Here is a 12,360-nt window from a genome sequence, read left to right as displayed (position 1 = left end):
CTCACCCCACACCCACCCCTGGCTCACCCACCACACCCTCCAGAACACCACCATCCTCCCCGGCACCGCCCTCGCCGAACTCGCCATCCAAGCCGCGGACCAGGTGGGCTGCCTCCAGGTCGAGGACCTGGTGCTGCAGACGCCACTGGTGCTGCCGGACGCCGGCGCCGTCGACCTCCAACTGACCGTCAGCGGCCCGGACGAGTCGGGTCGGCGCACCATGACCGCGCACTCCCGGCCCGCCGACGCCCCCGGCGCACCGTGGCTGCAGCACGCCACCGGCGTCCTCAGCGAGGAACCGCCGGCCGTGCCCGAGGGTCTGGAGGTCTGGCCGCCGACCGACGCGGTCCCCGTCCCGATCGACGGCCTGTACGCACGAATGGCCGAGGCCGGTGTGGACTTCGGACCGTCCTTCCAGGGCTTGCGGCAGGCATGGCGGCGCGGCGACGAGATGTTCGGCGAGGTGCGGCTCGACGACCAGCAGCCGGGCTTCGGCCTCCACCCGGCGCTGCTGGACTCGGCCCTCCACCTGGTCGGCATGGGCGAGTTCTTCCCCGGTGCCGGAGCCGGCCGCCAGCCCTTCGCCTGGAGCGGGATCGCGCTGCACGCCACCGGGGCCACCACCCTGCGGGTCCGGCTGGCCCCGGCGGGCCAGGACGCGGTCTCGGTCCAGCTCTCCGACCACACCGGTGCGCCGGTGGCGGGCATCGAATCGCTGGTGCTGCGCGCCATGTCGCCCGACCGGCTGCCGTCCGCCGCACCCACCGACGGCCTCTACCAGCTCGACTGGGTGCCCGTCCCGGTCAGCCCGGCCGAGGCCGAGCAGCCGGTGCTGATCGGCTCCGCGCCCGTCGGCAGCCCGCTGCCGGCCCATCCGAGCCTGGCCTCACTCGCCGAGGCCGTGGCGTCGGGCCGGACCCAGCCGCCCGGGCTGGTCCTGCTCACCGTCGCCGCGGGCGACCAGCCGGCCTCGCCGGCCTCCGTCCGCAGTGCCACCGGGCAGTTGCTGGAGCAGCTGCGCGACTGGCTCGGCGACGAGCGGTTCGCCGCCTCCCGGCTGGCGGTGGCGACCACCGGTGCCGTGGTCACCGGTGACGGCGACCCCGTGGTGGACCTGGACGCCGCCCCGCTGTGGGGCCTGGTCCGCTGTGCCCAGGCGGAGCACCCCGACCGGCTGGTGCTGCTGGACCTGGACGGGCACCCCGACTCCTGGCGCGCGGTGCCGGCGGCGCTCGCCGCGGGCGAGCCGCAGCTGGCGCTGCGGGCCGGCGCCGTGCGGGTGCCGCGGCTCGCACGGGCGCTGACCGTGCCGCCGACCGAACCGGTCGCGCCGGGGGTACCGGGCGGCACCGTGCTGGTGACCGGGGGTACCGGCGGTCTCGGCGCACTGGTGGCCCGGCACCTGGTGCAGCGCCACGGCGTTCGGCACCTGCTGCTGGCGAGCCGGAGCGGGCCGGCCGCGACCGGAGCGGCCGAGTTGCTCAAGGAGTTGACCGCGGCGGGCGCCGAGGCGAGCGCGGTCGCCTGTGACGTGGCCGACCGGGAATCGCTGGCCGCGCTGCTCGGGGGCATCCCGGCCGAGCACCCGCTGACCGCCGTGGTGCACTGCTCCGGCGTCTTCGACGACGCGCTGGTCACCTCGCTCACCCCGGAGCAGGTGGACCGGGTGTACCGCCCGAAGGTGGACGCGGTGCTGAACCTGCACGAGCTGACCGCGGACCTGGACCTGGCCGCGTTCGTGCTCTTCTCCTCGGTGGCGGGCACCTTCGGCGGCGGCGGCCAGGGCAACTACGCGGCCGCCAACGCCTTCCTGGACGCCTTCGCCGAGCACCGCAGGGCCCAGGGCCTGCCGGCCGTATCGCTGGCCTGGGGCCTGTGGGAGGAGCAGCGCGGCATGGCCGGCCAGGTGGGCGGCGGGCACCTGGAACGGGCCGCCGGCCGCGGCGCCCTGGCGATGACCGCGGCCGAGGGGCTGGCCCGGTTCGACCTCGGACTGGTCGCGGACCGCGCGGTGCTCGCGCCGGTACGGCTCGACCTCGCGGCGCTCCGCGCCAAGGCGGCCACCGGTACCGTGCCGCCGCTGCTGCGCGGCCTGGTCCGGGTGCCCGTCCGGAGGGTCGTCGGGGGCGAGGTCCAGGCCGGCGGCCTGGACCGCCGGCTGGCCGGGCTGACCACGGCGGAACGTCACCAGGAGCTGCGCGCACTGGTCCGGGGCCAGGTCGCCTCGGTGCTCGGCTACCCCGACGGCGGCGCGGTGGACCCGGAGAAGCCGTTCCGCGAACTGGGCTTCGACTCGCTGACCGCGGTCGAGCTTCGCAACCGCCTCGGCGCCGCCACCGGCCTGCGGCTCCCGGTCACCGTGGTCTTCGACCACCCCCGGCCGGAGGCCCTGGTCCGGCTGCTGCACGAGCGGCTCTTCCCCGATGCCGGCGGCCCGGCCGCACCGGCCGCACCGGCGGACCGACAGCAGCAACCGGCCGGTCGCAGTGACGACATCAAGGCGATGGACGCCGACGCCCTGGTCCAGCTGGCGCTGGGCTCGGCCGACAGCGGCCCCACCGCAGGTTAGGACGGGACGCCTCATGAACAGTTCCACGGACAGGATCGTCGAAGCCCTCCGGGCATCGCTGCTGACCAACGAGCAACTCCGGGAGCAGAACGAGCGACTGGTGGCCAGGGCCGACGAGCCGATCGCCATCGTCGGGCTCGCCTGCCGCTACCCCGGCGGGGCGCACGGACCCGAAGGCCTGTGGAGTCAGGTGCTCGGCGGCGTGGACACGCTCTCCGCGCTACCGCGCGACCGCGGCTGGCAGGTCCCCGAGCCCAACGACCTCGTCGGCGGCTTCCTGCACGATGCGGGCGACTTCGACCCCGGCTTCTTCGGCATCTCCCCGAAGGAGGCGCTGGCGATGGACCCGCAGCAGCGGCTGCTGCTGGAGACGGTGTGGGAGGCGGTGGAGCACGCGGGCATCGACCCGCGGACCCTGTTCGAGAGCCGCACCGGGGTCTTCGTCGGCGGCACCCCGCACGAGTACGTCACCGTCCTGGCCGCCGCCGAGGAAGCCGCGGGCTACCAGGTCACCGGCGCCTCGGGCAGTGTGCTCTCCGGGCGGATCTCCTACGCGCTGGGGCTCGAAGGGCCGGCGGTGACCGTCGACACGGCCTGCTCCTCCTCGCTGGTGGCGATCCACCTGGCGGCCCAGGCGCTGCGCAGTGAGGAGTGCCCGCTGGCGCTCGCGGGCGGAGTCTCGGTGCTCTCCACGCCGGGCGTGTTCGGCGAGTTCGCCAAGCAGGGCGGGCTGGCGGGGGACGGGCGGTGCAAGGCGTTCGCCGCGGCGGCCGACGGCACCGGCTGGGGCGAGGGCGTGGGCGTGCTGGTACTGGAGCGGCTCTCCGACGCCGAGCGCAACGGCCACCGGGTGCTCGCCGTGGTCCGCGGCAGTGCCGTCAACCAGGACGGCGCCTCCAACGGCCTCACCGCCCCCAACGGCCCCTCCCAGCAACGCGTCATCCGCCAAGCGCTCGCCAACGCCCGCCTCACCACCACCGACATCGACGCCGTCGAAGCCCACGGCACCGGCACCACGCTCGGCGACCCCATCGAGGCCCAGGCCCTCCTCGCCACCTACGGCCAGGACCGCCAACACCCCCTCCTCCTCGGCTCCGTCAAATCCAACATCGGCCACACCCAGGCCGCCGCCGGCGTCGCGGGCGTCATCAAGATGGTCATGGCGATGCGCCACGGGCTGCTCCCGAAGACGCTGCACGTGGACGCGCCGACCCCGCACGTCGACTGGTCCGAGGGCGCCGTCGAACTCCTCACCGAGCAGCGCCCCTGGCCCGACACCGGACGCCCCCGCCGCGCCGGCGTCTCCGCCTTCGGCATCAGCGGCACCAACGCCCACGTGATCCTGGAGGAGCCCCCGTCCCGGCCTGCCGAGGAACCCTCCGCCGGTGAACCCTCCGCCGAGGCCGGGCTCCCGACCGTTCCCGTGCTGCTGTCCGGCCGGACCGAGCCGGCGCTGCGCGCCCAGGCCGAGCGGATCGGAGCGGTCGTCGAGGCCGACCCCGAACTGCGGTCGGTCGACCTGGCCCACTCGCTGGCGGCGACCCGTACGGACTGGGAGTACCGGGCCGCCGTGCTGGCCCCGGACCGGGAGCAGTTGCTGGCCGGCCTGGCCGCCGTGGCGGCGGGCACGGCCCGGGCCGGAGTCGCCACGGGGAGGGCAGGCCGCGGCCCGCTCGCCGTCCTCTTCTCCGGGCAGGGTTCGCAGCGGCCGGGCATGGGCCGCGAGCTCTGCTCGGCGTTCCCGGCCTTCGCCTCGGCGTTGGACGAGGTCGCGGCCGAACTGGACCCGCATCTCGGCCGGCCGCTGCGCGAGGTGCTGTTCGCCGTCGAGGGCACGGCCGAGGCAGCCCTGCTGAACGAGACCGCGTGGACCCAGGCCGCACTGTTCGCCTTCGAGGTGGCGCTGTACCGGCTCTTCGCGTCCTGGGGAGTGGTGCCGGACGTGTTGATCGGCCACTCGATCGGCGAGCTGACGGCGGCTCACGTCGCCGGGGTGCTCTCACTGCCCGACGCCTGCACCCTGGTCGCCGCGCGCGGCGCGCTGATGCAGGCGCTGCCGTCCGGCGGGGCCATGGCGGCGATCCGGGCCTCCGAGGCCGAGGTGCTGCCGCTGCTCGACGAGCGGGTCGGCCTGGCTGCGGTGAACGGACCGACAGCCGTGGTGGTCTCCGGTGAGGAGGAGGCCGTGCTGGCGCTCGCCGGGCGGTTCGCCAAGAGCGTCCGGTTGCCGGTCAGCCACGCCTTCCACTCGCCGCTGATGGAGCCGATGCTGGCCGAGTTCGGCCGGATCGCCCGGACCCTGGAGTTCCACCCGCCGAGGATCCCGGTCGTCTCCAACCTCACCGGGAAGCCGGCCGGCGCGGCGGAGCTGTGCTCGGCCGAATACTGGGAGCGGCACGTCCGGGAGACCGTCCGGTTCGCGGACGGCGTCCGAGCGCTTCTCGCGGCCGGTGTCGGCAGCGTGCTCGAACTGGGCCCGGACGGCCGACTGGCCGGCACGGTCGCGGCCGCCTGCGGCGACGCGGATCCGATCGCCGCCATCGCCGCGGTACGGCACGACCGGGCCGAGAGCCCGGGCGCCGTCGAGGCGCTGGCCCGACTGCACGTCCACGGGGTGCCGGTGGACTGGCCCGCCGTCTTCGCCGGGACCCGCACACGGCGGGTCGCGCTGCCCACCTATCCGTTCCAGCGCCAGCGCTTCTGGCTGGCCCCGCCGGCACCGGCCGCCGAGGCCGACGACGCGCTGTACCGGCTGGACTGGGTCGAGGTGCCGACCCCTCCGGCCGGCGACGCGCCGCAGGTGCTGACCGTCCCGCGGCCCGAGCCGGAGGACCCGGCCGGCGTCGCCGCCGCCGCCCTGGAACTGGTGCACGGGCTGCTCGCGGCCGGGCCGCTGCCCGGCCCGCTGCCGTTGGTGCTCACCCACGGCACCATGGCCGTCCACGACGGGGACCCGGCCGATCCGGCCGGAGCCGCCGCCTGGGGCCTGCTGCGCGCGGCCCAGGCGGAGCACCCCGACCGCTTCGTGCTGCTCGACGCCGACCGGCCCGACCCCGACCCGGCCCTGCTGGCCGCGGCGGCCGCCGCGGGCGAGCCGCAGCTCGCCCTGCGCCGGGGCCGCTTCCTCGTCCCCCGCCTGGCCCCGGCCGGCCCGGCCGAGGAGACGCCGAGCCCGTTCGACCCCGACGGCACCGTGCTGGTCACCGGAGGCACCGGCGGCCTCGGTGCTCTGGTGGCCCGTCACCTGGCGCGGCACCACGGCGTCCGGCACCTGCTGCTGGTCAGCCGCCGCGGTGAGGCGGCCGAAGGCGTCGAGGCGCTGCGCGCCGACCTGGCCGCGGCGGGCGCCGAGGCGGTCGTCGCCGCGGCGGACGTCTCCGACCGCGCGGCGCTGCGCGCCCTGCTCGACGGCATCGCGCCCGAGCATCCGCTCACCGGCGTCCTCCACTGCGCGGGCGTGGTGGACGACGGCGTCGTCGAGGCGCTGACCCCGGAACGCATCGACCGGGTCTTCGCCCCCAAGGCGAACGCGGCCGTCCACCTGGACGAGCTGACCCGGGAAGCCGCGCCGGCCGCCTTCGTGCTCTTCTCCTCCGCCGCCGGCACCCTCGGCGGCCCCGGCCAGGGCAACTACGCGGCGGCCAACGCCTGCCTGGACGCGCTGGCGCAGCGGCGCCGGTCCGCCGGCCTGCCGGCCGTCTCGCTGGCGTGGGGCCTGTGGGCGGAGAGCACCGGGATGACCGGACGGCTCGGGGAGGCCGAGCGCTCCCGGATGGCCCGCTCCGGCTTGCTCGGGCTCGCCACCCCGGAGGGCCTGGCGCTGCTGGACGACGCCCTGGGCCGGCCCGAGGCCGTGCTGCTGCCGGTGAAGTTCGCGCCCGCCGTGCGTCGGACCCCGGCAGACCTGCTGCCGCCGCTGTTGCGCGGGCTGGGGCTCGCCCGGTCCGGTCCGGGCGAGCAGGCCGGCTCCTTCCCCGCCCGGCTGGCGGAGCTCTCCGGGCCGGAGCAGGAGCGGGCCGCACTGGAACTGATCCGCGACCACGTCGCCGCCGCACTCGGCCACCCGTCGGGCGACCAGGTCGAGGCGGGCCGCGGCTTCCTGGAGCTCGGCCTCAACTCGCTCAGCGCGGTCGAACTGCGCAACAGCCTGGGCGCGGCCACCGGGCTCCGCCTCCCGGCGACCCTGCTGTTCGACCATCCCACCCCGTCGGAGCTCGCGGCCCACCTGCTGGAGCGGCTCCGGCCGGAGCGCGCCGCGGCCACCGCCGAACCCGTTCTCCGGCAACTCGACGAGATCGCCGACCGGCTGTCCGCACTGGACCCGCGGGTGGACCTCGCCGCGACGGTCACCGCCCGGCTGCAGGACCTGCTCGCGGCCTGGACCGACCGTCAGGCGGTCGACCCCGCCGTCGACGCGCTCGACTTCGAGGCGGCCACGGCGGACCAGATGTTCGCGTACATCAACCAAGACCTCGGACTCAGCTGACTACCACGCGAGGGCTCTCCCCCATGGCAAACGAACAGAAGCTCCTGGACTACCTCAAGCTGGTCACCACCGAGCTGGGTCAGACCCGATCGCGGCTCCACGAGGTCGAGGCCGAGCGGCGCGAGCCGATCGCCATCGTCTCGATGAGCTGCCGCTACGCCGGCGTCGGGTCACCGGACGACCTCTGGCGGCTGGTCTCCGAGGGACGCGACGCGATCACCGGCTTCCCCGCCGACCGCGGCTGGGACCTGGACGACCTCTACGCGAACGATCCGGAGCGCCGGCTCGGCGGCGGGTTCCTGCACGGCGCCGCCGACTTCGACCCGGAGTTCTTCGGGATCTCCCCGCGCGAGGCGCTGGCGATGGACCCGCAGCAGCGGCTGCTGCTGGAGACCGCGTGGGAGGTGATCGAGCGGGCCGGCATCGATCCGGGCACCGTGCGCGGCAGCAGCACGGGCGTCTTCGCCGGCGTCAACTTCAGCGACTACGCGACCCGGTTGCAGTCGGTGCCGGAGTCCGTCGAGGGCTTCCTCGGCCTCGGCAGCTCGGCCAGCGTCGCCTCCGGCCGGATCTCCTACGTCCTGGGCCTGGAAGGCCCCGCGGTGACGGTGGACACGGCCTGCTCCTCGTCGCTGGTGGCGATGCACCTGGCCGTGCAGTCGCTGCGGGGCGGGGAGTGCGCGCTGGCCCTGGCCGGCGGCGTGGCCGTGATGTCGACGCCGGGGTCGTTCGTCGAGTTCACCCGGCAGGGCGCGCTGGCGCCGGACGGCCGCTGCCGGGCGTTCGCCGACGCCGCGGACGGCACCGGCTGGGGGGAGGGCGTCGGCCTGCTGCTGCTGGAGCGGCTCTCCGACGCCCTGCGCAACGACCACCCGGTGCTGGCGGTGATCCGCGGCAGCGCCGTCAACCAGGACGGGGCGTCCAGCGGGCTGACGGCGCCCAACGGGCCGTCCCAGCGACGGGTGATCCGCCAGGCGCTGGCCGCCGCCCGGCTGGCGCCCTCCGACGTGGACGCGGTGGAGGCGCACGGCACCGGCACCAGGCTCGGCGACCCGATCGAGGCCCAGGCCCTGCTGGCCACCTACGGCCAGGACCGAGCCGCACCGCTGCTCCTCGGCTCGGTGAAGTCGAACCTCGGCCACACCCAGGCGGCGGCCGGGGTGGCGGGCGTGATCAAGATGGTGATGGCGCTGCGGCACGAGACGCTGCCGCGCACCCTGCACGTGGACCGGCCCTCGACCCAGGTCGACTGGTCGGCGGGGTCGGTGGAACTCCTGACCGAGGAACGGCCCTGGCCCCGGACCGCCCGGGTGCGCCGGGCCGGCGTCTCCTCCTTCGGGGTGAGCGGCACCAATGCGCACCTGATCCTCGAAGAGCCGCCCGCCGCCGGGCCGGTGGCGCCGCCGGAGGCCGGTCCGGCGCTGCGCGGTGTCACGGCGTGGGCGGTCTCGGGCAGCACCGACGCCGGGCTGCGCGCCCAGGCCGCCCGGCTGTGGGAGGCCACCGGCGACCTGGCGCCGTTGGACGTGGCCCGGTCGCTGGCCGACGGCCGCTCGCAGCTGCCGCACCGCGCGGTGGTGCTGGACCGGCGGGAACTGCTGTCCGTCGCCGACTCGCTCCCGGGCTCGACCGTGGTCGAGGGTGTTGCGGACCCGGAAGCCCGGGTGGCGTTCGTCTTCCCCGGCCAGGGAGCGCAGTGGGCCGGCATGGCCGTGGAACTCCTCGACACCTCACCCGTGTTCGCCCACCGGATCGCCCAGTGCGCCGAGGCACTGGCCCCGTACACCGACTGGTCACTGCCCGCCGTACTGCGCGCCGAACCCGACGCACCCCCACTGGAACGCGTCGACGTCGTCCAACCCGCCCTCTGGGCGGTCATGATCGCCCTCGCCGACCTGTGGCGGGCCTGCGGCGTCCAACCCGCCGCAGTCGTCGGCCACTCACAGGGCGAGATCGCCGCCGCCTGCGTCGCCGGCGCCCTCACCCTCGACGACGGCGCCCGCATCGTCGCCCAACGCAGCAAACTCATCGCCACCGAACTCGCCGGCCACGGCGCCATGGTCTCCCTCCCCCTGCCCGCCGAACACGTACACCGACGACTCACCCACTGGAACGGCCGCCTCGAAGTCGCCGCCGTCAACGGACCGACCTCCACCGTCGTCGCCGGCGACCCGCACGCCCTCGACGAACTCCTCACCCACTGCGAGAACGACGGCATCCGAGCCCGCCGGATCGCCGTCGACTACGCCTCGCACTCGGCCCGGGTGGAGCCGGTCCGCGACCAGTTGCTGGAGGCGCTGGCGCCGGTGGCGCCGCACCCCACCGACGTGGCGTTCTTCTCCTCGGTCACCGGCACGGCGACCGACCCGGCCGGCCTGGACGCCGGGTACTGGTACCGGAACCTGCGGCAGACCGTGGAGTTCGAGCGGGCCACCCGGGCGCTGCTGGAGCACGGCTGCACCCTGCTGATCGAGATGAGCCCGCACCCGGTGCTCGTCCCCGCCGTGCAGGACACGCTCGACGACACCGGCTCCGAAGCCGTGGCGCTCGGCACGCTGCGCCGCAGCGAGGGCGGGCCGGCCCGGTTCGCCGCTTCCCTGGCCCGGGCCTGGGTGCGCGGCGCCCACGTGGACTGGGCGGCCCTGGCCGCGGGCGGCCACCGGGTCGAGCTGCCGACCTACGCCTTCCAGCGGCGGAGGTTCTGGCTGGAGGGAGCGGCGGCCCGGCCGCGGTCGACGGACTCCTGGCGGTACAAGGTGGTCTGGAAGCCGCTCGCAGCACCGCAGGACCCCCTCTCCGGCCGGTGGCTGCTGGTGGGGAGCAGCCCGGAGCTCCGTCCGGCACTGGCCGGCGCCGAGCTGGTCGAGCTGCCGGTGGACGAGCTGCCGGACCGGGCGGCGCTGACCGCGGCGCTGCGCGGGGCGGTCAGCGAGCACGGTCCGTTCACCGGTGTGGTCCACCTCGCCGGGGAGGACCCGCAGGCCGCGCTGACGCTGCTGCAGGCGCTCGGCGACGCGGAGGTCACCGCGCCGCTGTGGCTGCTGACCCGGGGGGCGGTGGCAGCCGCCGACGACGACCGCGTGCTGGCCGGACCGGCCGGGCTGTGGGGCCTGGGCGTGGTGGCCGGGCTGGAACTCCCCGACCGCTGGGGCGGTCTGGTCGACCTGCCCCCGGCGCTCGACGGGACCCTGCCGGCCCGCCTCGGCGCCGTGCTCGCCGGGGCTCACCGCGAGGACCAACTGGCACTGCGGCCGACGGGCGTCCTGGTGCGCCGACTGGTGCGCGCGCCACTGCCCGAGCGCGCCGCACCCCGCGCGTGGCGCCCGCGCGGCACCGTGCTGGTCACCGGCGGCACCGGTGCCATCGGCGGCCACCTGGCCCGCTGGCTGGCGGGCAACGGCGCCGAGCAGGTGGTGCTGGCCAGTCGCCGGGGCCCGGAGGCGGCGGGTGTCGCCGAGCTCGAAGCCGACCTGGCCGAGGCCGGCTGCAAGCTCACCGTGGCGGCCTGCGACGTGGCGGACCGGTCCGCGCTCGCGCGGCTCCTCGCCGAGACCGGCCCGATCACCGCGGTCTTCCACGCGGCCGGGGTGACCGCTTCCGGTCCGCTGGCCGAGCTGACCGCGGCGGAGTTCGAGGCCGTCACCGCCGCCAAGGTGCTCGGCGCCCGTCACCTGGACGAGTTGCTGGCCGGTCAGGAGCTGGACGCCTTCGTGCTCTTCTCCTCCGGCGCGGCCGTCTGGGGCGGCGCCGGACAGGGCGCCTACGCGGCGGCCAACGCCTACCTGGACGGCCTGGCCCGGCAGCGGAGGGACCGCGGCGAGACGGCCACCTCGGTCGCCTGGGGCGGTTGGGCCGGTGGCGGCATGCTGGACGCCGAGGCCGAGCACGAGTTGCGCCGCCGTGGTGTGGGCGCCATGGCCCCGCACGCCGCGCTCCAGGTGCTGCAACAGGCGCTGGACCACGACGAGACCGCGCTGACGGTCGCCAGCATGGACTGGGAGCGGTTCGCCCCGGTCTATGCGATGGCCCGCCACCGCCCGCTGATCGAGGACCTGGTCGGGGTCGCCACGCCGGCGCCGGAAGCTTCCGACGCGGTCGCGGAGCCGCGGCTCGCGGCGATGCGGCGCAGGCTGGCCGAGACCGACGACCCGCAACAGCTGGTCCTTGACCTGGTGCGTTCGGAGGCGGCGGCCGTGCTCGGCCACGACGGTCCGGCCGCGCTGCATGCCCGCCGTGCCTTCCGTGAGCTGGGCTTCGACTCGGTGCTGGCGGTGGAGTTCCGCAACCGGCTCACGGCCGTGACGGGCCTCAAGCTCCCCGGTGCGGTGGTCTTCGACCACCCCAACCCCGTCGAGCTGGCCCGCCACCTGACGGGCCGGCTGCTGGAGCGGGCGGAGGAGACGGCCCCGGTCCGGGCGACCGTGCAGAGCGACGAGCCGATCGCCGTCGTCGGCATGGCCTGCCGCTTCCCGGGTGGGGTGAACTCCCCGGAGGACCTGTGGGACCTCGTCGCCTCGGGCACCGACGCGATCGGCGCCTTCCCCGCGGACCGCGGCTGGCGAGCCGACGGGATCGGCGGCTTCGTGCACGACGCTGCCGACTTCGACGCAGCGTTCTTCGGCATCTCACCGCGCGAGGCGCTGTCCATGGACCCGCAGCAGCGGCTGATGCTGGAGACGTCGTGGGAGGCGCTGGAGCGGGCCGGGATCGACCCGGCGGGCCTGGCCGGCAGCGGGACCGCGGTGTTCGCCGGCGCCTCCTCGACCGACTACACCACGTTGCTCGCCGGCTCGGCCCAGGCCGATGACGGCTTCACCATGAGCGGCAACTCCGGCAGCATCATCTCCGGCCGGATCTCCTACACGCTCGGCCTGGAGGGCCCGGCGCTCACCATCGACACCGGCTGCTCCTCCGCGCTGGTCGCGATGCACACCGCGGCCGCCGCGCTGCGGGGCGGCGAGGTCGACCTGGCCCTGGCCGGCGGTGTCTCGGTCATGACCACCCCGGTGGCCTTCGCCGAGTTCGAGCGGCAGAGCGGCCTCGCCGGGGACGGGCGGTGCAAGGCGTTCGCGGACGCCGCCGACGGTACCGGATGGGGCGAGGGCGTGGGCGTCCTGGTACTCGAACGGCTCTCCGACGCCGAGCGCAACGGCCACCGGGTGCTCGCCGTGATCCGCGGCAGCGCCGTCAACCAGGACGGCGCCTCCAACGGCCTCACCGCCCCCAACGGCCCCTCCCAGCAACGCGTCATCCGCCAGGCCCTCGCCAACGCCCGCCTCACCACCACCGACATCGACGCCGTCGA

Annotated in this window: 3 protein-coding genes; all 3 read left to right on the top strand. The window is 75.8% G+C overall.

The annotated features are described in order from the left end of the window. Positions 1-2,569, top strand: a 2,569-nt coding sequence (locus ACFU74_RS31605; protein ID WP_380763023.1) for a type I polyketide synthase, incomplete at its 5' end; no start/stop codon positions are given. A gap of 13 nt (positions 2,570-2,582) precedes the next feature. Next, positions 2,583-7,055: a type I polyketide synthase gene (locus ACFU74_RS31600; RefSeq protein ID WP_380763021.1), complete on the top strand. Its 4,473-nt coding sequence runs from the start codon at positions 2,583-2,585 to the stop codon at positions 7,053-7,055. A 23-nt stretch (positions 7,056-7,078) separates the two neighbouring features. Next, positions 7,079-12,360: SDR family NAD(P)-dependent oxidoreductase (locus tag ACFU74_RS31595; RefSeq protein WP_380763019.1), on the top strand; the 5,282-nt coding region annotated here is incomplete at its 3' end.

Source organism: Kitasatospora sp. NPDC057500, assembly GCF_042802195.1.
In the GTDB taxonomy this organism is placed as follows: Bacteria; Actinomycetota; Actinomycetes; order Streptomycetales; family Streptomycetaceae; genus Kitasatospora.
This window is presented reverse-complemented; position numbering and strand designations above follow the sequence as displayed.